The sequence below is a fragment of the Quatrionicoccus australiensis genome, from assembly GCF_020510525.1.
GTDB lineage: Bacteria > Pseudomonadota > Gammaproteobacteria > Burkholderiales > Rhodocyclaceae > Azonexus > Azonexus australiensis_B.
This window is the reverse complement of record NZ_CP075188.1, coordinates 2,393,829-2,418,575: the sequence shown is the minus strand read 5'-3', so window position 1 is coordinate 2,418,575 and position 24,747 is coordinate 2,393,829. Positions and strand designations below refer to the sequence as shown.

Below are 24,747 nucleotides of genomic sequence, written 5' to 3'. Positions count from 1 at the left end.
GAATAGCCGTAAAGTCTACGAGGCTTCGCGGCAAATGACCAGCATTCCCGGCAATTTGGCTTTTTCCGGGCAGTCGACCGGTGGGCGGCAGCAGCGCCGCCCGCTTGGTGGTTAGCCTACGATGGCGCTCAGGGTCGGCACGCTTTCACTGCGCGCCCAGCTCTGGGAAGGCTTTTCCGCCGACAGCGCGTTGATGTCGCCGCACAGTTCGCCGCCTTCATCGATGACCAGCTTGCCGTAGCGGATCTTGCCGCTGACCTTGCCGGTGGCGTGGATGATCAGTTGCGAGCGGGCGGTCAGTTCGCCGTCGAAACTGCCATGGATTTCCGCGATGTCGATGCTGACCTTGCCCGAGAACGAGCCCTGGTCGGCGATGCGGATCACCCGGCTGTCCATCGTCGCCTCGACGCGCCCCTCGACGACCAGCGTGTCGCAATCGAGAATTTCGGCGCCTTTCAGTTTGACATCGGGACCGACGATGAGCCGGGCGCCGAGCACGTTTTCGGAAATGGGCGCATCCTTTTCCACTGCCGGCGGGGCCGCCGGTGTTTCGGGGGCGACTTGCTGCGCGGCGCGGGTGGTCAGGTCGACCGGCGGGGCGCCGTTGCTGCCGGGGATGGTTCTGACATCCTTGCGGACGACCGGATCGTTGCGCGTGGTGATGACGGGTTTGCTGAACATGAAGACTCCTCGTTGGGTGTGGCGAAAGGGGATAGCTTCGGAAAGCAAACGCGATAAGCGTGCCACCATGGAAATGGCATGGCGAAACAAGGGCTTGGGTTTTTGCCTTGTTCAGGCCGTCGACCGTATGGGATGCATTCGTCGGGAAATGACGACAGGTTTTTTTTGCTGTCACTTGGCTAGTCATGCGCGGCTTGGCTTAAGCTTGTCGCTTATCGGCGACGTGATATGCAAGGTAATGATTATTAGATTGTTTTTGTTTTCAAGCGGTTTTCCGGTGGTCGGGTGCAAGGTTGTCGGTGCGATGGTCAGTCGGTCTACACCAGAGTTTTCAAGAAAAGCCTGCGCATGATCCGGATTTCCTTTCGTCAAGGCATGTTACTCGGCTTTGCGGTGATTGTTCTGCTGCTGTCCGGGGCGGCATTGCAAAGCTGGCTGGTACTCGAACGTCTTGTCGAACAGAGCCGGCAAACCAGCGAGCAGGCGATCGCGCTGACTGCAGAAATCCAGGAACTGGGCGAACGTACCGTCGATATCGAGCGCAGTGCCCGGCAGTACCTGCTGCTTGATGACCCGGTGTTTCGCCAGCGCTTCGACGAGCATCTGGCTCAGTCTCTGGCACTGGTCGATCGGCTTGATGCGCAGGCGGGGGATTCACTGTCATCCATGCTCGGTGGCTGGCGGATGGTGGCCGGCGCCTTGCGCAGCAGCCTTGAGCAGAAACTGGGCAAGGCCGAGTTGGCGCCTTTGCTGACTCGTCTGGTCGAGCTGAACGGGCTGATCAAGGAGGCCGGACAACGCTGGATCGAAAGCCGCAACAAGCAGGTGCTCAAGGATCTGGACGCCAACCGGCGGCATCTCGGCCTGCAGATCGCGCTGGCGCTGGGCGGTGCCTTGCTCGCGGCCACGGCGATGGGCTGGTGGCTGGTGCGCCCGCTGCGGCAACTGGAGCAGGCCATCGGCCGGCTCGGCGCGAGCCGTTTCGACGAGCCGGTCCTGGTTGGCGGTCCGGTCGACCTGCGGCGCCTGGGCAAACGTCTGGACTGGCTGCGTCTGCGCCTGGCCGAACTGGAATCTGATCGCGAGCGCGCCCTGCGGCATGTGTCGCATGAACTGAAAACGCCGCTCACCGCGCTCAAGGAAGGCATCGCGCTGCTGCGCGAGGAAGTGCCGGGGCCGCTCGCCGGCAATCAGCGCGAAGTGGTCGATATCCTGCAGCACAACGTCGGCGGCCTGCAGCAGCAGATCGAAAGCCTGCTCAGCCTCAATGCCGCAGCCTTTGAAGCGCGCCGGCTGAATGTCGGCAAGGTCAATCTCGGCAAGCTGCTGAGTAGCGTCGTGCAGCGCCGCGAACTGCACGTCCAGTCGCGGCAATTGAAAGTGCTGGTCGAGACGCCGGACGACAACCATGCGCTGCTCGATGCCGAGAAAATGGCGGTCGTGCTCGACAATCTGCTGTCCAATGCCATCGATTTCAGTCCGGAAGGCGGTGAAATCCGCTTGCTTGCCCGACATGCCGAGCGCGCCTGGTATTTCGAGTGCATCGACCAGGGGCCGGGAGTTGCCGCCGAGGATGCGCAGCGGATTTTTGATCCCTTCGTCCAGGGCCAGCGTCAGGCGCCATCCCTGCGCCGCGGCAGCGGGGTCGGGCTTTCCATCGTGCGCGAACTGGTGCGTGCCATGGGCGGCTCGGTCAGTCTGTTGCCGGCCGCGCAGGGCGCTCATTTTTGTGTGGAACTCCCCGATGATCAGTAATTCCCCAGGCTGGCGCCATACTGCCGGCAAATCAGCTCTGCCTATCCTGCTTGTGCTCAGCCTGCTGCTCGGAGCCTGCGCCAATACGGCTGGGCCGCGACCGCCGGCGTACGACGGGCCGGGGCCTTTGCCGCCGCTTGCCTACTACCAGTTGCTGGGCAAAATGAGTCCGGCTGAACTCGGGCGCGAGCGCTCGGTGCTGGCCGCCTTGCCGGCAACGCCCAACACGCAGTTGCGGCAGGCGATGCTGGCCGGCCATCCGCGTGCGGCGCAGGATCTGACCAAGGCAATCGCGCTGCTCGACGGCATCCTGAAATCGAGCGATCCGGCCGCGCTCAGTCTGCAGCCGCTGGCCCGCCTGCTGGCCGACAATTATCTGGAACGCCAGAAACTCGATGCGCAGCAGGAGCGTCAGGGCCAGCAGTTGAAGGAGAGCCAGCGCAAGAGCGCCGAGCTGCAGGAAAAGATCGACGGTCTGGCCGATATCGAGCGCACCCTGCCGCAACGCACGCACAGTCTGCGGCCGGCCCCAGCGGGGCGGAGCAAATGACGGCCGGCGCACATGTCCTGGTCGTCGATGACGATGAAGATATCCTGCGCCTGCTCAGCATGCGCCTGCTGGCGCGCGGCTTTCGCATCACCGCGGCTGGCTCGGCCGAGGAGGCGCTGGCGCATATTGCCGTCGATCCGCCGCGCGTTGTGGTCAGCGACGTGCGTCTGCCGGGGCGCGACGGGCTCGCCCTGTTCGAGGAAATCCGCACGACGCGGCCGACCCTGCCGGTCATTCTGCTCACCGCGCACGGCAGCATTCCCGATGCGGTCGACGCCACTTCTAGGGGCGTTTTCGGCTATCTGACCAAGCCCTTCGACAGCCAGATCCTGCTCGAGAAAATCGATCAGGCGCTGCAGCTTTCCGCGCCGGAGCTGCCGGTGTCGGCCTCCGGTACGGCAGCGGGCAGCGCACAGGCTGATGAATGGCTGGCCGGCATCGTCTTTCGCAGCACGCAGATGGCCGAACTGCTCGCCGAGGCGCGCATGGTGGCGGCGTCCGACGCGAGCGTGCTGATTCGCGGCGAGAGCGGCACCGGCAAGGAAGTGCTGGCGCGCGCCATTCATCGCGCCAGTCCGCGCGCCAAGGGGCCTTTTGTCGCCATCAATTGCGGTGCCATTCCCGAGCAGTTGCTGGAGTCCGAGCTTTTCGGGCATCTCAAGGGGGCGTTCACCGGCGCCGGCAATAACCGGGTCGGCCTGATCCAGGCGGCGAATGGCGGCACCTTGTTTCTCGATGAAATCGGCGACATGCCGCTCAGCCTGCAGGTCAAGCTGCTGCGCGTGCTGCAGGAGCGCGTCGTGCGGCCGGTGGGGGCGACGCGCGCCGAGCCGGTCGATGTGCGTCTGGTTTCGGCGACGCACCGCGATCTCGATGCCGCGATGGCGCAGGGCCAGTTTCGCGAAGACCTCTATTACCGCCTCGATGTCGTTTCGCTGACGCTGCCGCGGCTGGAAGAGCGGCGTGAGGACATTCCGCTGCTAGCCGCCCATTTCGTGCAACTGCTGGCCGCCAAGTACGGCAAGCCGATCACCGGCTTCGCTCCGGATGCGCTGGAGGCGCTGGCCACCGCTGCCTGGCCGGGCAATGTCCGGCAGCTCTACAACGTGGTCGAGCAGAGTTGTGCCCTGAATTCGACGCCGCTGATCCCGTTGTCGCTGGTCCAGCGCGCGCTGCGCCTGCCGACCATGGAGGCGCTGAGCTATGCCGAGGCGAAACAGCGCTTCGAGCGCAATTACCTGGTGCAGCTGCTCAAGCTGACCGATGGCAATGTCGCCGACGCGGCACGCATTGCCGACCGCAACCGCACCGAGTTTTATCGCCTGCTGCAAAAGTACGATCTGACGCCGGCGATGTTCCGCAGCGAGAGCGAGGCGCTTGGCGAGCGCTGAGCGCCGCTTGCCTGGCCGCGCCAAGCCTGGCCGGCTGTCGCCGTCAGGCGACCGAAAATCCCCGTAATGCGGGTGTCTGTTTCTTATCTGTCTGATTAATTTGAGTTAAATTTTCTGGCACGGTCCTCGCAATAGACCTTCGGTATTGAATTACTGGAGGAGCAGGACATGATCAAACGTCATTTCGCAGTTGCCGGCTTTATTGCCGCTGTGGCGCTCTGTGGTCTGGGGCTGACCGCCTTTGCCACCGACGATCCGCAAGTCATCGCCAGCGTCAGCATGGCCGGCGAAACGCTCGACGCGGTGCTGAACGAAAAGGTCGAAACCCTGCTGCGCACGGACATCGGGCTGGCTGGTTCGCAATTGCGGGTGCAGGGCAGGGCGGGTGTCGTTACCGTTGGCGGCACGGTGCCCGACGAACATTCACTGCGCCGGGCGCTCGACCTGGCGAGCAGCGTGCGCGGCGTCAGGGAAGTGCGCAATGCAATGGAGATCGACTCCCCAAAATGATCGGGGCGGTATGGCGGGGTTTGCTCAGTCTGTTTGCAGCGTTACCAGCAATGCACCCTCATCGACCGTATCGCCCTCTGTAACGTGTATGGCAACCACCTTGCCGGCGTAGGGGGTCGGAATATCGAGCGCCACCTTGCCGGTTTCCAGGACCAGAATGGTGTCGTCAAAATTGACCACATCGCCGATCTTGACCAGGATTTCGAGTATGAACACATTGCCGCTGGCACAGGAGCCGCAACTCTCCCAACACTCGGGATACTTCGGCATACGGACGAATTTGGCGCGCATTGAAAAACTTTCCTGGAAACCCTTGCATTCTACGTCTTCATCCGTATAATGCGCGGCTCTTGCAGTGCGCCCGTAGCTCAGCTGGATAGAGTACTTGGCTACGAACCAAGGGGTCGGGCGTTCGAATCGCTCCGGGCGCACCAGCAAAGACAAGCGGTACCAGCAGTAAAACTGATCATCGATCAGCAAATAGTTTTGACAGTGCGCCCGTAGCTCAGCTGGATAGAGTACTTGGCTACGAACCAAGGGGTCGGGCGTTCGAATCGCTCCGGGCGCACCAAAGAACTAATCAATCAAGCCAATCTCCGGATTGGCTTTTTTATTGCCTGTTGATTTGTAAAGAAAAGCTTGTCATATTTCTTTGTGCTGGTTTTAAGGCGCAATGTCCTGTTCTTGTTCAATCAACGCTCGCTTCAATCCATGTCAATTTTAGTTAATGTAGTTAAAAGCATTTTTTCGGATGTTCGCCGTCAAGGTGCCGAACGATTGCCAGTCATTCCAAAAGTGATCCACATTATCTGGATTGGCGATCAGCGATTGATTCCTGCCGAAAATATCCGGTCCTGGCGGGATTTGAACAAGGATTTTCAGGTCAAGATATGGGGGAATAAGGAGCTCGCGGCCCGGCCATGGAGGAATGCGCGCCATATGAAGTCCTTGTGGGGGAAGGAACTTAGCGCCGTGGCGGATCTGATGCGATACGAAATCCTGTATGAGGAGGGTGGTATCTACGTTGATGCGGACAGTTCCTGTATTCGTCCGCTGGATGAGGTTCTTCTGGAGAATCACTCCTTCGCTTGTTGGGAGAGTGAAATCGTCCGGCCGGGGCTGATCGCTAATGGCTTTCTTGGTTTCAGGCCCCGCAGCAAGCTGCTTGCCAACCTGATTCGTGAAATCCGCGATGACGTAAATGCTTGTGATTTGCCCGCATGGCAGGGTACCGGGCCGGTAAAACTGACCAATGCCTTTTTGCGTACCCAGGATACTGACCTGGCCATATTTCCAAGCCATTTTTTCTTGCCCAGACACTTTTCCGGGCGTCAGTACACCGGTGGTGCGCGCTCGTATGCAACGCATGAATGGGGGAGCACGCATCACAAGCAGCTGGAGCAAGGAGAGGTCCGTCCGCCTTGCCCGGATATTGCCGAGATGGATTTCTAGGCAGCTTGTCTCGCATCGGCTTGGCATGAGGGGGCGGGATGCCTTGCCTGGCGACTTGCGGCGAGCTGCTTTGGGTCTGGCGCCTCCGTTTTTCGTGTAGTTCAGCTTGGCATGGCGTCATGCATTCATGTTTTGGTGCAGTGCACAAAAGTTGTTGACAGGTGATTCTCTGTGGCTACAATGGAGTCATGTTGCGGCGCAGCAAAATAAGCTGACCCGCCAGACGCATCCCAACCCTACGGAGATTCAACCATGTTCACCAAGCCCCAAGATTTCGCCAAGTCCGGTTTCAACTTTGCCCTGTTCTTCGCCAACACCGCTTTTGATGGCATCGAGCGTCTGGCCCTGTTGAACCTGGCCGCTGCCCGTTCCATGTTCGAAGTTTCGCTGTCCAACATCGAAAGCCTGCTCGGCGCCAAGGACGTTCAATCCTTCGTCAGCCTGCACAAGGAACTCTCCACCCCGTCCATCGAGAAGGGCCTCGAGTATTCGCGTAACGTGATCTCGATCGCTTCCGAAACCAAGGACAAGATCGCCAAGGAAGTGGAAGTTCACGTTGCCGACACCAGCGCCAAGGTTACCGGTCTGGTCGAAAAGGCCCTGGCTGCTGCCCCGGCTGGTTCCGAAGTTGCCGTTGCTGCCGTCAAGACCGCCATCAAGTCGGCCAACGAAGCTTACGAAGGCCTGAACAAGGTTGCCAAGCAAGCTGCTGAAGTTGCCGAAGCCAGCGTTGCCGCTGCCACTTCCGCCACCATCAAGGCTGCTGCTGTTGCCGCCCCGAAGGCTGCCGGCAAGAAGGCTGCCTAAGCCAGCATGAAACGTTGAAGCCGGAGCCTGTCTGCGGTTTCTGACAAAAAGCCCTTGGTAACAAGGGCTTTTTTACTTTTTGATTGGAGTTTTCGCGATGCCGCATACCCATGCCGCCAGCAAGGCCGAGGCCATCCACGAGGCGCTCGAGCATTTTGTCGAAGAACAGCACCACCAGCCCGATGCGCATGAAAAAGCGCGTCTCGTGTCCGATACCATCAAGGAATGGGAACACGAGCAGGTCGAGGAAATGCACGCCGCCAAGGCTGCCTGATCCGCTCTGTAGCGGTCGACCAGCAAAAACGGGGCAAAATGCCCTAATGCCGTTCAGTTAAGGATCTTTTTTCAGATGTTTAACGGGATAGCGCTTGGGTAGGGCTTTAACGACACGGGGGCATTGACGCCCCCGTCGTTTTTCGACGATGGCGAACTGAAGTTGTATTCGCAAGCGCAGGAGATGGGCAGGGAGTTTGCCCGGCGCCATCCCGACGGCCCAGATCATTTCATTCTGCAAGATGTGCAAGGCGCGCAGAAAGCTGAGATCAGTCGGTTCGACCTTGGCCTCGATCGCCGCCTTGGCCATTTCCAGTCGCACCAGGTTATAGGCAATCAAGGCGCCCCAGATTTCCTGCTTGATCCCTGATGGTTGCTGGCTGCGTAAAGTTAGCGCCGAGCCCAGCATCGACTGTTTCAGTTCGCGATAGCTGGTTTCGATTTCCCAGCGCCGACGATAGCATTCAGCCAAATCCTCGGCCTTGAAGCGGCGACGGTCCAGCAAGGAAGTCAGGAGAACGCGCGCCTTCCCGTTGGCGCTCACCATCCGCACGGCGCGTGCCGTCCAATATTCGGGTAGCGTTGGCACTTTGGTGCGAGCTTGCGGCGAAACCCGCAGGCGCACGAGGCCATCCTGCTCGGTCCCGGAAAGCCGCTCCCACTTCGTATTGGATTTTGCGGGGATCAGGTAGTGCCGCTCCTCGCCTGCCAGGCTCAGGCCCAGCAGGATTTCCGCACTGAGAAAACCGCGATCAAAGACGGTCAAGGAGTGATCCGAAATCCGTTCGACCAAGGTCTTGGCGTACAGCATCTCGTTCTGGCCGTACGGACCCAATGCCATGTCGGCGACCAGATGGGTCGGAATGGCCGTTACGCTGACCGCGCGAAGTTGCGGATAACTGGCCACCTTGCCGCTGGCGTATGACTGGGCGCCAAAATGCGCCCGGTTCTCTGCACTGTCTGGGACGCGAAAGGTGGTGCCATCCATCGCCCACAGCGAAAGACCCTTCCAAGCATGTCGTTGGGCATCTTGAGCGCACCAGGTGCCGGCTGTCTGGTTGAACAACGATTCCAGGGGCTCGCTTCCCAGTCGTTGTCGGGCCTGCGTAACAGCACTCTTGCTGAGAATCGGGGTTGCTGCACACGGCAAGGCCAGATCCAGTGTCGCCAGCACTTCGGGCATCGATTGATGCCGGTACAGCGCCAGGGCAATGACCAGCCAAACCACTTGTTCGGCCGGCAATCGCCGCCGTCTGATGCTCGCTGTTCCGGTCGCATTGAGTGCCTGGTCAATCCACGCCAGCGGCAAATGCTCGGCCAGTCGGTCAAGCCCTGTAACCGGCAGAACGTCCGTTGTCGCGGAAAGTGGGCTTGAGAGCATCGGGCCAAAAGTTAACAGCCTTTGCTAATGTTTACAAGCCCTTGCCTACAAAATAAAAATGCCGTTCAGTCTTAACTGAACGGCATTAGGGCAAAATGCCCCGTTTTTTGTTGTTTGAAGCATTCTTGGCGCGTTTCTTCGCTGTCGGGGTTCGGCTGCTTCAGCCGGCGATAAATCGAGCGTAAACATCGAGTCGCTGCGCTACAAGGGAAATCGCCAATACCCTTCACGCCGGGCAGCAGTGCAATAATCCCACCCTATGGAAATCCTCATCGAAATCATCCTCAAGGCTGGCCGTTCGGCCGTCGAGCTGTCGCTCTTCGTGCTGCTGCCGGTCATGGTTGTCATGCTCTCGCTGATGCGTCTGCTCGAGGCGCGCGGTGTGCTGGATTGGGTGGTTGCCCGCCTGGCGCCCTTGCTGAAGCCGTTCGGGCTGACCGGGCTGGGCGTTTTTGCGGCCTTGCAGATCAATTTCGTCAGCTTCGCCGCGCCGATGGCGACCCTGACCATGATGGAGCAGCGCGGCGCGTCGGATCGCCATATCGCGGCGACGCTGGCCATGGTGTTTGCGATGTCGCAGGCCAATGCGGCGCTGCCGATGATGACCATGGGGCTGGATCTGATGCTGACCCTGAGCTATTCGCTGATCGGCGGCCTGGCCGCAGCGGCGGCGACCTATTACCTGTTCGGGCGCTCGTTGTCGGGTGTCGAGGGCCGGCTTGACGAGCATCTGACGCATCCGGTGGCGGAGAGCGCCAAGGGCATTCTCGACGTGATCAACCGGGCCGGCGCCGAAGCCTTCAAGCTGGCGGTCGGGGCGATCCCGATGCTGGTGCTGTCGCTGGTCGTTGTCACCGCGCTGCGTGTTTCCGGTGCCATCGACGGCCTGACCCACCTGCTGGCGCCGCTGCTGACGGCGCTGTCGATCGACAGCGCGCTGATCCTGCCGACGCTGACCAAGTACATCGCCGGCGGCACGGCGATGATGGGCGTCATGGACGACATGCGCAAGGCGGGCCAGATCAGCGTCGAGTTGTTGAATGCCAGCGCCGGCTTCCTGATTTCGCCCTTCGATCTGCCCGGCGTCGCTGTGCTGATCTCGGCCGGTCCGCGCATTGCCGCGGTCTGGAAGCCTGCCGCGCTCGGCGCTTGCGTCGGCATTGCGGTACGCACGGCGGGGCATATACTGGCGACCTGAGAACAGGGATGGTCAGATGAAAATACGAAAAATTGCCGGGTTGACCGCTGCGGCCTGCACCGCGCTGTGTTTTGCCATGTCGGCGATGGCAGCAACCAATATTCTCGGCTTCGACGACATGTCCTGCGCTACCTGGATCAAGTCCAAGGACGATCCGGATCAGCGCAATGCCTACATTTTCTGGCTGCGCGGCTTTTTGACCGGCCACAATTACGCCTTGCCCAACCAGCAGGTCTCCACCATTTCGAGCGGCACGATCGAGGCCAAGATCAGCCAGTATTGCAAGGAAAACCGGGACAGCAACATCAGCGATGGGGTGATGCGCCTGAGCGACCAGTTTTCCGGGCGTAACCAGCCGATCCGGAAATAGCTTGGCAGCGCTTTTCCGGCTGCTCGCCGAGGTCGACCGCCGCGTCGCCAGCATCCGCGAGAACCGGCCCGACTGGCTGTGCGGCAAGGGCTGTGACGGCTGCTGCCAGCGCCTCGCCGAAATCCCGCAACTGCATGCCGCCGAATGGGATCTGCTGCGCCAGGGCCTGGCCGGGCTGACGCCGCAGCATCTGCAGCAGATCGACGCCGACATGGCGGCCCTCGCCAGCCAGACGGTGCGACCGCTGACCTGTCCATTGCTCGACCGGGAAAGCGGCGCCTGTCCGGTCTATGCCCAGCGTCCGGTGGCCTGTCGCACCTACGGCTTCTACGTGCAGCGCGACAAGGGCGTCTATTGCAGCGAAATCGAAGCGCAGGTCGACGCCGGCGCCTTGTCCGATGTCGTCTGGGGCAATCATGATGCGGTGGATCAGAGTCTGGCCGGCCTCGGTGAGCGGCGTCTGCTGACCGAGTGGTACGCCGAATGGCGTGCGGAGCGCTAGTCGTTCAGGCGCGGTAGAAAACGGCGAGCCAGACGGTAGTGCGGTCGGTGGGCGTCCAGTCGACGCGATGCCGGCGGTGCGGCGCGATGTTGACGTAATCGCCGGCCTGCAGATGGCGGGCTTCGGCTTCGTCGGCAAAACGCAATTTGGCTTCACCTTCGAGCACAACGACCCATTCGCCTTCAGCCTGGTCGTACCAGAAATCCGGCGGGCTGCTCTGGCCGGTGGAAACAATGCGCTCGATGCGCAGATCGGGGAGTGCAAGCAGTTCGGCGAATTGCTCGGCCGCCGCGGGAGCGGCCGGCAATCCGGCGAACAGGTTGGGGTTTGGCGTCACACACCTTGCTTGAGACTGGCCTCGATGAAGCCGTCGAGGTCGCCGTCGAGCACGCCCTGGGTGTTACCGACTTCGTAGTTGGTGCGCAGATCCTTGATGCGGCTCTGGTCGAGCACGTAGGAGCGGATCTGGTGGCCCCAGCCAATGTCGGACTTGGCGTCTTCCAGCTTCTGCTGTTCGGCCTGCTGCTTGCGCAACTCGAACTCGTAGATGCGGGCGCGCAGCATCTGCCAGGCTTCGTCGCGGTTGCGGTGCTGCGAACGGTCGTTCTGGCACTGCACGACGATGCCGGTCGGGACGTGGGTCAGACGCACGGCCGAGTCGGTCTTGTTGATGTGCTGACCGCCGGCGCCGGAAGCGCGGTAGGTGTCGGTACGCACGTCGGCCGGGTTGATGTTGATCTCGATCGAGTCATCGACTTCCGGGAACACGAACACGGACGTGAAGCTGGTGTGACGACGCGCGTTGGAGTCGAACGGCGACTTGCGGACCAGGCGGTGGATGCCGGTTTCGGTGCGCAGCGTGCCGTAGGCGTAGTCGCCAGTGAACTTGACGGTGGCGCTCTTCAGGCCGGCGACGTCGCCTTCCGACTCTTCCATGACCTCGACGGTAAACCCCTTCTTTTCGCCGTATTTCAGGTACATGCGCAACAGCATCGAGGCCCAGTCCTGGGCTTCGGTACCGCCGGCGCCGGCCTGGATTTCCAGGAAGCAGGGCATCGGGTCGGACGGATTGTTGAACATGCGGCGGAATTCGAGGGCGGCAACCTTCTTCTCGAGTTCGGCATTGTCGGCTTCGACGGAGAGCAGGGTGTCTTCGTCGCCGTCTTCCTTGCCCATCTCGAACAGTTCGCGCCCGTCGTTGATGCCGGCGTCGACTTCTTCGAGCACCAGCACGATGTTTTCCAGCGATTTCTTTTCGCGGCCCAGTTCCTGGGCGCGTTTGGCGTCATCCCAAATCTTGGGATCTTCCATCTCCTGGGTCAGGAGGGTCAGGCGTTCGCGTTTCTGATCGTAGTCAAAGATACCTCCGAAGCTCGGCGGCGCGCTGCGCCAGATCCTCGAGCTTGTTGGAGATGCTGTTGATGTGTTCGGCTTCCATGTGACCAGTTCCAGTGCATTGCAAAGGCGTGATTATAGCCGCCGGGCGGCGTCTTTCCGACCGGATTGTACGTCCTGGGCGACTCGGCTGGCCCAGGCACTGTAAGTGTGCATGTCTGGTTGCGGACTTTGCTGGCCATGCCTTGCTTTAGGGCATTTGTTGGCAGTTGACCGTTGGGAGTGCTTTATCTTCATGATTTTGTGTGGGATTTTTTCTGGTGCGTGATGGCAAGGCTCTTGCATGCAGGAGCGGCAATAACGGCGGATATGAACGAGACCCCATGACAGAGCGCGACCCGATTGTTTTCCGGCCTGTTCAGGTTGATTTGCGTACCCCGCAAATTGCCTGCTGGCTGTTTGCGGTAATTGGTGCAATGTCGGCCAGCCTTGGCTTTGCCGGCGTCTGGTCGATCTACGTGGGCTGGCTGGGCTGTGGCATGTTGTTGCTCTCGGCGGTGCTTGCCTCGCGCGTCCTGCTTGATCTGGAGCGAGGGCTGCATATGATCGACCAGTTCGCCCTGGCATTGGCTGCCGGCAAGCTGGTTTCCCGTCTCGATACTGGCCGGTGTGGCGCATTGGCGCCTCTCGCCGAACGCCTGAATGGTATGGCACGTTCGCTGGCCAGCCTGTTTCTGGTTTTCGGCCGAATGGCGCAGGAGATTTCCAGTGTTGCCAGCGAGAGCCGGCAGAACGCGAGTGGTGGTGATGCCGGAGTACGTAGACAGCGCGACATTACCTTTTCGTCGTCGGCAACGCTGGAGCAATTGACGGTAAGTCTCGGCATGACCAGTGATAGCGCACAAGGTGCTGCCGCGGTGGCCGAGGCATCGCGCCAGATGGCGCTGACTGGCGCCGGCCGGGTCAGCGGTCTGGCTGGCAGCCTGACCGATCTGGTGGCTACGGTCGAACGTACGGCGGCCAGTGCGACGCGTCTGGGCGAGCGTTCGCAGGAAATTGACACGATCGTCGGCCTGATTGCTGATATCGCAGCTCAAACCAACCTGCTGGCGCTAAATGCTGCCATCGAGGCGGCGCGGGCCGGTGAGCAGGGACGGGGTTTTGCTGTTGTTGCCGACGAGGTGCGCAAATTGGCCGAGCGGACAAGTAACGCGACACGCGATATTGGCGAACGGATCGAAGGCGTGCGCAGCGAGGTCAGCAGCATGATCATGGCGATGGGGCAAACCAGCCAGGAAGCCGGGCTCAGTCTGCTTGACGCCGGCAAGGCGGTCGACGAGCTGGGTCTGGTTGAGGAGAACGTCCAGCGCACGCTGGAACTGATTCGCGACATCGCTGCAGCCAGTCGGGAGCAAAGCGAGGCCGGCCAGAACATTGCCCGCGACATCGAGCAGGTCGCCCAGCTGGCCGATGCGAATGAGCATCTGGTCAGCGAGAACAGTGAGTTGTCGCACTACCTGAGTGAGCTGGCCGTGCAGTTGAACACGGCCCTGAACCAATACCAATACGAGTGAGATCGCCATGGACTGGATCATCTATGCAATGCTCGGGGCTGCCCTGTCGATTGCCGTGCTGGCGCTGCTGCGCCAGCGCCGGTCCCAGCGGGAGGACGCCGGCCGCTCGCTGGAGCATAGTCTGGCGGCATGTCGCACCCTGTTGGCTCTGATTGCACATTTTCAGCAGCATCGAGGAATGAGTTCGGCCTGGCTGGCTGGTGATCAGAGCTTTGCCAGCAAGTTGGAAAGCAAGGCCCGCGAGATCGATGCCTTGATCCAGGATCTGCGTCCGATTGCTGTGGGCGAGAGCGTCAAGCCACATCCCTGCCTGAGCGCGAACGATTTATCCCTGTTCCGGCATCACTGGGTCGGCTTGCGTGAAAAGCTGGGCAAACTGACGGTCGAACAAAGTATTGCCGAACATAGCCAGTTGATCGAGAAGCTGTTGCACTGGCTGGCTGCGCTTGGTGAGTCGCGGCTTGAACCTTTGCTTGCAGATCGTGATGGGCGTGCGATGGTGCGCAATTACGCCAGTCGTTTGCCCGCCTTGACGGAGTGCCTCGGACAGGCGCGCGCGGTCGGGCTGAGTGTGGCCACACGCCGGAGCTGCACCGCGGTTGCACGGGTTCGCCTGATGTTTCTGATTGCCCGGGCCGAGTCTATTCTCCAGCAGGCGGGCGAGGGTAGCGTTCAGGATGGCTTGGCCGGGCAGGCCGCCCAAGCAGTGCGGCATATGGCGGCTTTGGTTCGGACCCGGATGCTGGGTGCAGCGGGGGTCGAGATTGATGCTCAGGAATACTTTGCTGATGCCACGCGGGCTGTTGACGCCGTATTTGCCTGGATATCAGCCGATGGCAAAAGATTGTCCGGCGGCGGGATGGCGGGCGCGTTGCCGCGGCGCATTCCCGATTATGGGCATGCCTGATTTCTGAATGCACCACAATGGTTGTTGTTGCATCATAGTGGTGCATCCGAAGCGGGTGGATGTCTGTTTTTTGTGGTTTTCGATATAAAAGTGTCAAAAACGCCAGGTTTGTGGTGGGCAGGGTTTTTGCTCCAAGAGCGTGCTTGCTGATCAAACTTGTTTCTTACATGAAAGATATCGTGCCTTCTTCTGGTTTTCTTCCTGTCCTGCGCAAACGGCGTGACTCCGTCTGGAATGACATCGACAGTGATCGCGTCCTGCAGGTGCTGGTGCACAACCTTGAAGGCATGGTCTTCCGCTGCGCCATCGACGATCACTGGACCTTGTATTTTGTCAGCGATGGCAGCCGCGAACTGACCGGTTACTGCCCGGACGAGCTGGAAGACAACAAGGTCGTCTCGCTTGAGATGATCACCCATCCGGATGACCGGGCGCGTGTCCGCCAGGTGATCGCTGCGGCGATGGCCGGAAGTGGTCGCTATCGCCTGCAGTACCGCCTGCTGCACCGTGATGGTCGGGAAATCTGGGTGCTTGAACGCGGCTCTGTCGTGCTCGACGAGCAGGGACGGCGCGTGGTTGAAGGTTTCATCGAGGACATTACCGAGCAATTGCTCAGCCAACGCCAGCTCGCCGATGCCGAACTGCGCTACCGCAGCATTTTCGAAGACTCGGTGATCGGCATGTTCCAGACCTCGATCGACGGTCATTACCTGGCCGCCAACCTGGCGCTGGCCCGGCTCTATGGCTACGATTGCCCGGCTTCGCTGGTTGCCGGACTATCCGACATTGCCACCCGGCTTTACGTCGCACCCGGCCGGCGCGAGGAATTCAAGCAGCGCATCCGCGATACCGGGCGCGTCACCGATTTCGAATCCGAAGTCTATTGCCGTGACGGCAGCCGCATCTGGATTTCCGAGAACGCCCACGTCGTCTTCAGTCCGGAAGGCGAGGCGCTTTATTACGAAGGCACGGTCGAGGATGTCACGGCGCAGCACAACTACCGCCAGCAACTCGAATACCAGGCAACGCACGATCCGCTGACCGGCCTGCCCAACCGCAACCTGTTGCAGGACCGCCTGCAGCAGTTGCTGCGTCTGGCGCAGCGCAAGGGCACGCACGGCACACTGGCCTTTGTCGATCTCGATAACTTCAAGTTCGTCAATGACAGCCTTGGTCACGGCGCCGGCGACCAGTTGCTGGTCGAGTCTGCCAGACGCCTCAAGGCCAGCCTGCGCGAGTCGGATACCGTGGCGCGTTACGGCGGTGACGAGTTCGTGCTCATCCTCGGCGATTACGGCGGCCTCAGCGACACGCTGCAGATCCTGCACCGCATTCAGGAGGCCGTCGCCGAGCCGATCATGCTTGACGGCCACGAAGTGCGCGTCAATTGCAGCATCGGTGTCAGTGTCTATCCGGACGATGGTGAAGATCTCGAAGCGCTGCTGCGCCATGCCGACGCGGCGATGCACCATGCCAAGCAGCTGGGCAAGGGGCAGTTCCAGTTCTATACCGAATCGCTCAATGCCGCGGCGCGCGACCGCCTGGCGCTCGACTCGGCCTTGCGCCGTGCCGTCGAGCAGGAAGAGCTGTACGTCGTCTATCAGCCCAAGGTCGATGCGCGCGGCCGCGCCTGCGGCTTCGAGGCGCTGGTGCGCTGGGACAGCGATGAATTCGGCAGTGTTTCGCCGGTCAAGTTCATCCCGCTCGCCGAAGAAACCGGCCTGATCTCGCAACTGACCTGGTTCGTCATGCGCCAGGCTTGTCACGAGGCGGCCGGCTGGCGGGCCGCGGGATATCGTGATCTGCATGTCGCGGTCAATATTTCGCCCAGCCTGTTCCGCGAAAAGGATCTGGCGGCGCTGGTCCGTTCGGTGCTCGACGAAGCCGGGTTGCCGCCGGCCAATCTCGAACTGGAAATCACCGAAGGCATGCTGATGGGCGATGTGCAGCGGGCGCTCGCCGTGCTGCACGAACTGAAGGCGATGGGTGTCACCATCGCGATCGACGACTTCGGCACCGGCTACTCCTCGCTCGCCTACCTGAAGCGCTTCCCGATCGACACGCTCAAGGTCGATCGTTCCTTCGTCATGGAGTGCGACACCGGCGCCGAAGCGACGGCGATCACGCGCGCCATCGTCTCGCTGGCGCACAGCCTCAACCTGCGCGTCGTTGCCGAAGGGGTCGAGAAGGCGTCACAACTGGCCGTGCTCAATGCGCTGGGCTGCGAAGAATTCCAGGGCTACCTGTTTGCGCGGCCGTTGTCGGCTGGTGCCGCTGCCGAATTTTTGCTGACCGCGCGTTAGAGGCTGTTCACGATCTTCCGAAAGTCGTGAAACCGGGCTACAGCTTTATTTGATATGCCTGTAAAACCCCTCCCGACCTCCCCTTAACAGGGGAGGAGCACCCCAAGTCGCGCATGGACAAACTCCCTCCCCTGAGAAGGGGAGGGTTGGGGAGGGGTTTGAATGACAAGCGAAAATCATGAACAGCTTCTTAGAACGGCTCAGCGATCGAGCAGCCGGGAAACGGCTGCCGCAAAGTCGTCGACCGTTGCGGCCGGCTTGATGTCCGGATGCGCCTCGTCGCCCGGCCGGAATTTGCCGGTGCGCACCAGCATGCCGGGAATGCCGGCGGCCTGCGCGCCACCGATGTCGTCGCTGAGGTCGTCGCCGATCAGCACGGCGTTTTCCGGGGCTACGCCAAGTTCGGCGAGCGCCGCTAAAAAGAAGGGCGCGGCCGGCTTGCCGACCACTTCCGCCTTGGCGCCGCTGCTGTATTCCAGGCCGGCGACGTAGGCGCCCATGTCCAGCGTCAGGCCGTCCTTTTCCCTGAAATAACGGTTGCGCGCCATGACGATCAGCGGTCGACCCTGCATCAGCAGGCGAAATGCCGTGTTCAGTGCGGCGTAGGTGAAATGCTCGCCGGCATCGCCGAGCACGACGGCATCGGGTTCGGCGTGGCTGTGGCCGATTTCGTCGGCAATATCGGGATGCACCAGGTAATGCGGGCGCAGGCCGCGCTGTTCGACGAGGTGGCGGGTCGCGTGCACGGCGGTCTGCACTTCTTCCGGTGCGATGGCGAAACCCATTTGTTGCAGCTTGCTGACGATGCGCCGGCGCGGCGAGCGCGTCGTGTTGGTCAGAAAGCGCAGCGCCAAGCCGCTGGCACGCAACCGCTGCAGCGCCTCGACTGCGCCGGGAATGGCCTGGTCGTCGATATGCAGGACGCCGGCCAGATCGATCAGGACGGCTTGCGGGCGGCGCGGCAGTGGCATGGTGATTTCTCCCGGCGGGATTTTCTTGATGGAACACATGCCGTTATTTTAGTTCCCGGCGTCATCGAAGAGGGCGGACACGCCTGCGTTTTCGGGCGTAGAATGCAAGTGCTGCATTGCAGCATCCGGCGTTTCCGGGCCTGCCCGGAGCGTTTTCCGGCTGCCAGCTTTCGAGTGGGCGTAGTCGAACCACCAGGATCAGATCATGAAACACATGCTCACCATCGACGGTAACGAAGCCGTCGCACACGTGGCCTTCCGCATTTCAGAAGTGATCGCCATTTACCCGATCACCCCTTCGTCCGGCATGGGCGAACTGTCCGACGAATGGGCGGCGCAGGGCAAGGCCAATATCTGGGGCAGCGTCCCGAAAGTCGTCGAACTGCAGTCCGAAGGCGGTGCCGCCGGTACCGTGCATGGCGCATTGCAGGCCGGCGCGCTGGCGACGACCTTCACGGCCTCGCAAGGCCTGCTGCTGATGATCCCGAACATGTACAAGATCGCCGGCGAACTGACGCCGACCGTCTTCCACGTTGCCGCCCGCGCCCTGGCGACGCATGCGCTGTCGATCTTCGGCGACCATTCCGACGTGATGTCCACGCGTGCCACCGGCTTTGCGCTGCTTTCGTCGAATTCGGTGCAGGAAGCGCACGACATGGCGGCCATCGCCACGGCAGCGACGCTGGCCGGACGCATCCCGGTGCTGCATTTCTTCGACGGTTTCCGCACCTCGCACGAGGTTGCCAAGATCCAGACGGTCGACGATGCGGTTTTGCACAAAATGCTGCCGCAGGAGCGCATCGTCGAGTTGCGCGGCCGCGCCCTGTCGCCGGAACACCCGGTGCTGCGCGGTACGTCGCAGAATCCGGACGTCTTCTTCCAGGCGCGCGAAGCGCAGAACCCGTGGTTCGACGCCTTCCCGGACATCGTTCAGGAAGCCATGGACGAATTCGGCAAGCTCACCGGTCGACCCTATAAATTGTTCGATTATGTCGGCGCGCCCGACGCCGAGCGCGTCATCATCCTGATGGGTTCCGGTGCCGAAACCGTGCAGGAAACCGTCGCCCACATGAATCGCCGTGGCGAGAAGGTCGGGCTGCTCAAGGTTCGCCTGTTCCGCCCCTGGGCGCCGGCCGCCTTGCTCGCCGCCTTGCCGGCGACGACGCGCCAGATTGCCGTGCTCGACCGCTGCAAGGAACCGGGCGCCGCCGGCGAACCGCTCTACAAGGACGTCCTGGTGGCGCTGGCCGAGGATGCCGGCAACGAAAACCCGCGCTTCGCCGCCATGCCGCGCGTGATCGGCGGGCGTTACGGCCTGGGTTCCAAGGAATTCAATCCGGCCATGGTTTTGGCCGTTTTTGCCGCGTTGACCGAGCCGGCGCCGAAACGCCGCTTCACGGTCGGTATTGCCGACGATGTGACCGGCCTGTCGCTGCCTTTCGACGCCAGCTTCCGCAGCGATGCGACCGCCGAAACCTTTGCTGCCGTGTTCTACGGTCTGGGCTCGGACGGCACGGTGTCGGCCAACAAGAATTCGATCAAGATCATCGGCGACGAAACCGAGCTCTACGCCCAGGGCTATTTCGTCTATGACTCCAAGAAGTCGGGCGCAATGACCGTTTCGCACCTGCGTTTCGGCCCGCAGCCCATCCGTTCGGCCTACCTGACCGGCGACGGCGACGCCAAGTTCATCGCCTGCCACCAGCCGCATTTTGTCGAAACGCACGATCTGCTGGCGCATGCCGCGCCGGGGGCCGTCTTCCTGCTCAACACGCACCTGTCGCCGGAACGCGTTTTCGCCACGCTGCCGCTCGCCATGCAGCGCCGGATGATCGAAAAACAGATCCGCTTCTATGTCATCGACGCCTACCAGGTGGCGCAGGAGGCCGACATGGGGCGGCGCATCAATACCGTGATGCAGACCTGCTTCTTCGCCATTTCCGGCATCCTGCCGCAGGAAGACGCGATCGCCGCGATCAAGCATGCGGTCGAGAAAACCTATGGCCGCAAGGGGCGGCGCATCGCCGAGCTGAATTACCGTGCCATCGACAAGACGCTGGCCTGCCTGAACCAGGTGGTTTTGCCTGCTGAAGCGACGTCGACCGCTACGCCGGCCGCCGCCATCGCCGGCCAGCCGCTGACCGATTTCGTGCGCAAGCTGACCTTGCCGATGATCGCCGGCCATGGCGACAGCCTGCCGGTTTCGCTGTTCCCGGTCGATGGCACCTGGCCGACCGGCACCGCCAAGTACGAAAAGCGCAACCTGGCGCTGCAGATCCCGGTGCTCGAAACCGATCTGTGCACGCAATGCGGCAAGTGCGTCTTCGTCTGCCCGCATTCGGCGATCCGCGCCAAGGCCTTCCCGGCCGAACTGGCCGAGAACGCGCCCGCGACGTTCAAGCACATGGCACCGCGCAGCAAGGATTACCCGGCGAGCTGGAACATCAGCTACCAGGTGGCGCCCGAGGATTGCACGGGCTGCACGCTGTGCGTCGAGGTCTGCCCGATCCGCGACAAGTCGAATGTTTCGCGCAAGGCCCTGAACATGGCCGAGCAGCCGCCGCTGCGTGCGCAGGAAGCGGAAAACTGGGAGTTCTTCCTCAAGCTGCCCGATTACGACCGGCGCATCGTCAAGCGGGGCACCGTGCCCGGCGCCATGCTGTTGCCGCCGCTTTTCGAGTTTTCCGGCGCCTGCGTCGGCTGTGGCGAAACGCCGTACATCCGGCTTGCCACGCAGTTGTTCGGTGATCGCATGCTGGTCGCCAACGCCACCGGCTGTTCGTCGATCTACGGCGGCAACCTGCCGACCACGCCGTACACGACGAATGCCGAGGGCAGGGGGCCGGCCTGGAACAATTCGCTGTTCGAGGACAATGCCGAGTTCGGTCTCGGCATGCGCCTGGCCACCGACCAGTTGGCCGATGCGGCGCGCACGCAACTGAAGGCGCTGGCGCTGGATGTCGGCGACGACGTGGTGGCTGCCTTGCTGCATGCCGACCAATCGACCGAAGCCGGCATCCATGAGCAGCGCGAGCGCGTCGCCGCCTTGCAGGCCAAGCTCGGCCATCTCGCCACGCCGGCTGCCGCCTCGCTTTCGGCGATTGCCGAAAACCTGGTGCGGCGCAGCGTGTGGATCATCGGCGGCGACGGCTGGGCCTACGACATCGGTTTTGGCGGTCTCGACCATGTGCTGTCGTCGGGCGCCGACGTCAATATCCTGGTGCTCGATACCGAGGTCTATTCCAACACCGGCGGCCAGAACTCCAAGGCGACGCCGCGCGGTGCCGTCGCCAAGTTTGCGGCGAGCGGCCAGAACAACCGCAAGAAGGATCTGGCGCGCATTGCGATGGATTACGAGAACGTCTTCGTCGCCAAGGTCGCCTACGGCGCCAAGGATACGCACACGCTGAAGGCCTTTATTGATGCCGAAAGCTATCCCGGCGTCTCGATCATCATCGCCTACAGCCCGTGCATCGCGCACGGCGTGGACATGTCGCACAACCACAGCCAGCAGGACCTGGCGGTGAAATCCGGCCACTGGCCGCTGCTGCGCTACGACCCGCGCCGCCGCGAGCAGGGCGCCAATCCGCTGTCGGTCGACAGCGCCGCGCCGAGCGTGCCTTTCCGCGAGTTTGCCAAGAACGAGGCGCGCTTCACCGTGCTCGAACGCCAGCACCCGGAAGCCGCCGCCCGCTTCATGGACCAGGCCGAAAGCGATGCCCGCCTGCGTCACCAGGAATACGTCGAACTGGCCGGTCTGCTGCTGCCGGAAACCGCCATTGCCGAGAAGAGCGCTGAATCCGCCGAAGGAGAGAAAAATGCCTGATCTGTCTACCCACTACCTCGGGCTCAAGCTCAAGAATCCGCTGGTCCCGTCCTCGACGCCGCTCAGCCGCCAGATCGACCCCATCCTGCACCTTGAGGATGCGGGCGCCGCGGCCATCGTCATGCACTCGCTGTTCGAGGAAGACGTGCGCAACGACGAACGCATGATCGACCGCTTCCTGATCACGCCCGACGCCTTCGGCGAATCGGCCGGTCACCTGCCGGGCCGTCACGACTACGTCAGCAAGCTCGACACCTATCTCGAACAGATCACGCAACTCAAGGCGCGCCTCGAAATCCCGGTGGTCGCCAGTCTGAACGGCTCCTCGCTCAACGGCTGGGTCGAACTCGGCCAGGAAATGCAGGCCGCTGGCGCCGACGCGCTCGAACTCAACGCCTGGTACATGCCGGGCGACCCGGAAATTCCCGGCGATGCCCTTGAAGAACGTTACCTCGGCCTGCTCCAGGAATTGAAGGATCAGGTCAGCATCCCGGTCAGCATGAAGCTGTCGCCCTTCTTCTCGTCGCTGCCCAATTTCGTGCGTCGCGCCGAACAGGCCGGCGCCGCCGGCATCTCGCTGTTCAACCGCTTCTTCCAGCCGGATATTGATTTAGCCACTTTGAAAGTGGTCGACCGTGTGCAGCTCTCGACCTCGGCCGACACCCTGCTCACCATGCGCTGGATTGCCATCCTGCGCGGACGCAGCAAACTGAGCCTGGCCGCCAGCGGTGGCGTACACACGGCAGACGACGCCCTGAAAATGCTGCTCGCCGGCGCCGACGTCGTGCACATGGCCAGCGCCCTGCTCATCGGCGGCCCGCCGGCGCTCATGGAAGTGCTCGACGGCATCACCCGCTGGATGGAAAAGGGCGAATACGCGTCGGTTGCGCAACTCAAAGGCTCGATGAGCCAGCAAAACCTGCCCGACCCGAGCGCCTTCGCACGCGCGGCCTACCTCAATGCGCTGGATTCGTTTACGCCGCCGGCAGGGGTGATGTATTGAAAATAAGGGTATGCCGTAAAATTCGTTTTTGGTTGCTTAGTTTTAGTGATCAATCCGTTTGATAGCTTTTCGTCTACTAGGCGTCTCGTTTTACGCTAGGTTCTTTACCCCATTATGAGCAAGTGCCCATCTCATTTTTACAGATACAGAAGCTTGGCGAATGGTGCCGCAGAGTATGTCGAACGAACGATTTGCCACAACGAACTCTTTTTCCCTCAACCGTCTTTATTCAACGATCCTTTCGACTGTCGTCCGAGCTTTGTATTTGAAGGCTCAGACGAGGAAATAATTACCTATTATGCGCGGATACTTAAGAAACATCGTCCTCATTGGACAGATGAGCAAAGGCTCCGAGAGTCGCGTGCGAAAGTAGCAGATTCGGAACGAAGTCCCCGTAATCCTGCGGCTGTCAAGCGAGTTCAAGATCTACATACTGAGCAAATCACCGAGAAGATTGGAGTTCTATGTCTGTCTACAGTAAAAGACGACATCTTGATGTGGTCGCATTATGCAGACTCCCACAGAGGGATTTGCCTTGAGTTTGACGGGTATTTTGATTTTTTCTCTCATGCTCAAGAAGTGAAATATCCGACTGTGCGGCCGAGGATCAATCCTTTTCGCCAAAATAACGAAGATATGATGGAAGCCGCATTGCTAACGAAGGCTGATCATTGGAAGTATGAACAGGAGTGGCGGATTGTGCATTACACAGGCGGCCCTGGCATTTACCGTTTTCCAGAAGAGGCTCTTACAGGCGTAATTCTTGGGGCTCATATCTCGCCTAAGGACGAAAGGAAGGTACGTGAATGGGTTGATGGGCGACATCATCAAGTCAATGTCTATCGTTCAACACCCTGTGATACAACATTTTCACTTGGCATAGTCCGAGCAGGGGCGTAATCAGGGCAAGGTAATCTGAGAAAGGCCACAATTTTTGATACATTACAAAAAAATCGTCATCTCCCCCTAAATCGTTAGTGAACAAGGAGTGAAACATAGCTAATTTTTCCCCGTTCGATGCGGCCGATTACCTCGATAACGAAGAAACCATCTCGGCCTACATTACAGCAGCGCTGGAGGATGCCAATCCCGATGTGTTTCTGGCTGCCGTGCGCGACGTGGCGCGCGCCCGCGGCATGGCGCAACTGGCCAAGGATGCGGGGCTGGGACGGGAAAGTCTCTACAAGGCACTTACGCCCGGCGCAAAGCCCCGCTACGACACGATGCTCAAGCTTCTGCATGCGCTCGGCGTGAAGCTCTCCGCTTCTCCTGTTCATTCCTGAGTTGCGGGATTTGTTCCTGCTTCCATGAGGTCATTCACCCCATGATCACCCTCGAATTCCTCATCACCTCCCTGATCGTCGTCCTCATCCCAGGCACCGGCGTCATCTACACCGTCTCCACCGGCCTCGTCGCCGGGCGGCGGGCGAGTCTGTTTGCGGCCTTGGGTTGTACGCTCGGGATCGTGCCGCATCTGCTGGCAACGGTGCTCGGTCTGGCGGCGTTGCTGCACAGCAGCGCGCTGGCTTTTCAGGCGCTGAAATATGCTGGCGTGGCTTATTTGTTCTATGTCGCCTGGGCGACCTGGCGCGATCGTTCGGCGTTTGCCGTCGAGGCAGGGCAGACCACACGTAGTTCGGCAGCGGCCGTGGTGATCAAGGCTTTTCTGCTCAATATTCTCAATCCCAAGCTGACCATCTTCTTCCTCGCCTTCCTGCCGCAATTCGTGACGCCGGGTGCGGCGCGGCCCTTGCTGCAATTGTTCGCGCTGAGCGGCGTTTTCATGGCGATGACCTTGGGCGTGTTCGTCGCCTACGGCTTGCTGGCGCATGCCTTCCGTCATACGGTGATCGAGTCGCCGCGCGTGCAGGCCTGGCTGCGGCGCGGTTTTGCCGCTGCCTTTGTCGGACTGGGGGCGAATCTCGCCCTGTCGGAGAAGTGACGGCCGAAGTTGCCCT

25 protein-coding genes and 2 tRNA genes are annotated in these 24,747 nt (G+C 61.2%); 21 read left to right on the top strand and 6 right to left on the bottom strand.

All coding sequences use genetic code 11. The features are described 5' to 3' along the window. Positions 1-111: 111 nt before the first annotated feature. A complete protein-coding gene (locus KI612_RS11670) occupies positions 112-681 on the bottom strand; it encodes a bactofilin family protein (protein WP_226440255.1) in 570 nt (189 codons plus the stop codon). Between KI612_RS11670 and KI612_RS11665 the strand changes: the two genes are divergently transcribed. The 5 genes from KI612_RS11665 to KI612_RS11645 all read left to right on the top strand — a co-directional run bounded on the left by KI612_RS11665 (position 680) and on the right by KI612_RS11645 (position 4,887). Further along, on the top strand, positions 680-1,033 hold the full coding sequence (locus KI612_RS11665) for a hypothetical protein (RefSeq protein WP_226440254.1): 354 nt from the start codon (positions 680-682) through the stop codon (positions 1,031-1,033). The two genes, KI612_RS11670 and KI612_RS11665, sit on opposite strands and share 2 nt — an antisense overlap. Next, positions 1,030-2,436 carry a HAMP domain-containing sensor histidine kinase gene (locus KI612_RS11660; RefSeq protein WP_226440253.1) on the top strand — a complete coding sequence of 469 codons (1,407 nt, stop codon included), beginning with the start codon at positions 1,030-1,032 and terminating at the stop codon, positions 2,434-2,436. The genes KI612_RS11665 and KI612_RS11660 overlap by 4 nt, the downstream gene beginning before the upstream one ends. Continuing rightward, positions 2,426-2,986 (top strand): permease, encoded by a 561-nt coding sequence (locus KI612_RS11655; protein WP_226440252.1) that lies wholly within the window; start codon positions 2,426-2,428, stop codon positions 2,984-2,986. The genes KI612_RS11660 and KI612_RS11655 overlap by 11 nt, the downstream gene beginning before the upstream one ends. After that, on the top strand, positions 2,983-4,377 hold the full coding sequence (locus KI612_RS11650; RefSeq protein ID WP_226440251.1) for a sigma 54-interacting transcriptional regulator: 1,395 nt from the start codon (positions 2,983-2,985) through the stop codon (positions 4,375-4,377). The genes KI612_RS11655 and KI612_RS11650 overlap by 4 nt, the downstream gene beginning before the upstream one ends. A 168-nt stretch (positions 4,378-4,545) precedes the next feature. After that, positions 4,546-4,887 (top strand): BON domain-containing protein, encoded by a 342-nt coding sequence (locus KI612_RS11645; RefSeq protein ID WP_226440250.1) that lies wholly within the window; start codon positions 4,546-4,548, stop codon positions 4,885-4,887. A 24-nt stretch (positions 4,888-4,911) separates the two neighbouring features. Here KI612_RS11645 and KI612_RS11640 read toward each other — a convergent pair whose 3' ends face one another. Then, positions 4,912-5,178 (bottom strand): biotin/lipoyl-containing protein, encoded by a 267-nt coding sequence (locus KI612_RS11640; protein WP_226440249.1) that lies wholly within the window; start codon positions 5,176-5,178, stop codon positions 4,912-4,914. A 66-nt stretch (positions 5,179-5,244) separates the two neighbouring features. Here KI612_RS11640 and KI612_RS11635 point away from each other — a divergent pair. The 5 genes from KI612_RS11635 (at position 5,245) to KI612_RS11615 (ending at position 7,420) form a co-directional block, all read left to right on the top strand. Beyond that, positions 5,245-5,321 (top strand) — tRNA-Arg (locus KI612_RS11635). A 60-nt stretch (positions 5,322-5,381) separates the two neighbouring features. After that, positions 5,382-5,458, top strand: a tRNA-Arg gene (locus tag KI612_RS11630). 68 nt (positions 5,459-5,526) lie between these two features. Continuing rightward, positions 5,527-6,339, top strand: coding sequence for a glycosyltransferase family 32 protein (locus KI612_RS11625; RefSeq protein ID WP_226440248.1), 813 nt, complete (start codon positions 5,527-5,529; stop codon positions 6,337-6,339). A gap of 252 nt (positions 6,340-6,591) precedes the next feature. Continuing rightward, positions 6,592-7,146 (top strand): phasin family protein, encoded by a 555-nt coding sequence (locus KI612_RS11620; protein ID WP_226440247.1) that lies wholly within the window; start codon positions 6,592-6,594, stop codon positions 7,144-7,146. Positions 7,147-7,243: 97 nt separating this feature from the next. Then, on the top strand, positions 7,244-7,420 hold the full coding sequence (locus tag KI612_RS11615) for a hypothetical protein (RefSeq protein WP_226440246.1): 177 nt from the start codon (positions 7,244-7,246) through the stop codon (positions 7,418-7,420). Between the two features lie 57 nt (positions 7,421-7,477). Here KI612_RS11615 and KI612_RS11610 read toward each other — a convergent pair whose 3' ends face one another. Next, the gene (locus tag KI612_RS11610) at positions 7,478-8,800 is read right to left on the bottom strand and encodes an IS4 family transposase (protein ID WP_226440245.1); all 1,323 of its coding nucleotides are present in this window, start codon (positions 8,798-8,800) and stop codon (positions 7,478-7,480) included. A 259-nt stretch (positions 8,801-9,059) separates the two neighbouring features. On the opposite strand from KI612_RS11610, the gene KI612_RS11605 reads away from it, so the two are divergent. From KI612_RS11605 to KI612_RS11595, 3 genes are read left to right on the top strand one after another with little or no spacing between them, the layout of a single operon-like run. After that, on the top strand, positions 9,060-9,998 hold the full coding sequence (locus KI612_RS11605; protein ID WP_226440244.1) for a nucleoside recognition domain-containing protein: 939 nt from the start codon (positions 9,060-9,062) through the stop codon (positions 9,996-9,998). A 16-nt stretch (positions 9,999-10,014) separates the two neighbouring features. Then, positions 10,015-10,368, top strand: a complete 354-nt coding sequence (locus KI612_RS11600; protein ID WP_226440243.1) for an HdeA/HdeB family chaperone — start codon at positions 10,015-10,017, stop codon at positions 10,366-10,368. 1 nt (position 10,369) lies between these two features. Then, the gene (locus KI612_RS11595) at positions 10,370-10,870 is read left to right on the top strand and encodes a YkgJ family cysteine cluster protein (protein WP_226440242.1); all 501 of its coding nucleotides are present in this window, start codon (positions 10,370-10,372) and stop codon (positions 10,868-10,870) included. 4 nt (positions 10,871-10,874) lie between these two features. Here KI612_RS11595 and KI612_RS11590 read toward each other — a convergent pair whose 3' ends face one another. Both KI612_RS11590 and prfB read right to left on the bottom strand, forming a co-directional pair. Further along, positions 10,875-11,207, bottom strand: coding sequence for a cupin domain-containing protein (locus tag KI612_RS11590; RefSeq protein ID WP_226440241.1), 333 nt, complete (start codon positions 11,205-11,207; stop codon positions 10,875-10,877). After that, a protein-coding gene (prfB, locus tag KI612_RS11585; protein WP_226440240.1) for a peptide chain release factor 2 occupies positions 11,204-12,308 on the bottom strand; the annotation gives its coding sequence in 2 pieces (ribosomal slippage) (positions 11,204-12,226 and positions 12,228-12,308; 1,104 coding nt in all). The genes KI612_RS11590 and prfB overlap by 4 nt, the downstream gene beginning before the upstream one ends. 280 nt (positions 12,309-12,588) lie before the next feature. On the opposite strand from prfB, the gene KI612_RS11580 reads away from it, so the two are divergent. The 3 genes from KI612_RS11580 (at position 12,589) to KI612_RS11570 (ending at position 16,989) form a co-directional block, all read left to right on the top strand. Further along, the gene (locus KI612_RS11580; protein WP_226440239.1) at positions 12,589-13,779 is read left to right on the top strand and encodes a methyl-accepting chemotaxis protein; all 1,191 of its coding nucleotides are present in this window, start codon (positions 12,589-12,591) and stop codon (positions 13,777-13,779) included. Positions 13,780-13,786: 7 nt separating this feature from the next. After that, positions 13,787-14,686 (top strand): nitrate- and nitrite sensing domain-containing protein, encoded by a 900-nt coding sequence (locus tag KI612_RS11575; RefSeq protein ID WP_226440238.1) that lies wholly within the window; start codon positions 13,787-13,789, stop codon positions 14,684-14,686. Positions 14,687-14,865: 179 nt separating this feature from the next. Further along, positions 14,866-16,989 (top strand): sensor domain-containing protein, encoded by a 2,124-nt coding sequence (locus KI612_RS11570; protein ID WP_226440237.1) that lies wholly within the window; start codon positions 14,866-14,868, stop codon positions 16,987-16,989. A gap of 200 nt (positions 16,990-17,189) precedes the next feature. Here the strand turns inward: KI612_RS11570 and KI612_RS11565 are convergent, their stop codons facing one another. Next, a complete protein-coding gene (locus KI612_RS11565; protein ID WP_226440236.1) occupies positions 17,190-17,960 on the bottom strand; it encodes a TIGR01458 family HAD-type hydrolase in 771 nt (256 codons plus the stop codon). 205 nt (positions 17,961-18,165) lie between these two features. Here KI612_RS11565 and nifJ point away from each other — a divergent pair, with 205 nt between their 5' ends. The 5 genes from nifJ (at position 18,166) to KI612_RS11540 (ending at position 24,731) form a co-directional block, all read left to right on the top strand. Further along, positions 18,166-21,786, top strand: a complete 3,621-nt coding sequence (gene nifJ, locus KI612_RS11560; protein ID WP_226440235.1) for a pyruvate:ferredoxin (flavodoxin) oxidoreductase — start codon at positions 18,166-18,168, stop codon at positions 21,784-21,786. Then, positions 21,779-22,789, top strand: coding sequence for a dihydroorotate dehydrogenase-like protein (locus tag KI612_RS11555; RefSeq protein ID WP_226440234.1), 1,011 nt, complete (start codon positions 21,779-21,781; stop codon positions 22,787-22,789). Before nifJ ends, KI612_RS11555 begins: the two co-directional genes overlap by 8 nt. A gap of 153 nt (positions 22,790-22,942) precedes the next feature. After that, on the top strand, positions 22,943-23,689 hold the full coding sequence (locus KI612_RS11550) for a DUF2971 domain-containing protein (RefSeq protein WP_226440233.1): 747 nt from the start codon (positions 22,943-22,945) through the stop codon (positions 23,687-23,689). A 95-nt stretch (positions 23,690-23,784) separates the two neighbouring features. Next, on the top strand, positions 23,785-24,072 hold the full coding sequence (locus KI612_RS11545; protein WP_226444226.1) for an addiction module antidote protein: 288 nt from the start codon (positions 23,785-23,787) through the stop codon (positions 24,070-24,072). Between the two features lie 41 nt (positions 24,073-24,113). Beyond that, positions 24,114-24,731, top strand: a complete 618-nt coding sequence (locus KI612_RS11540; RefSeq protein ID WP_226440232.1) for a LysE family translocator — start codon at positions 24,114-24,116, stop codon at positions 24,729-24,731. Positions 24,732-24,747: the final 16 nt, after the last annotated feature.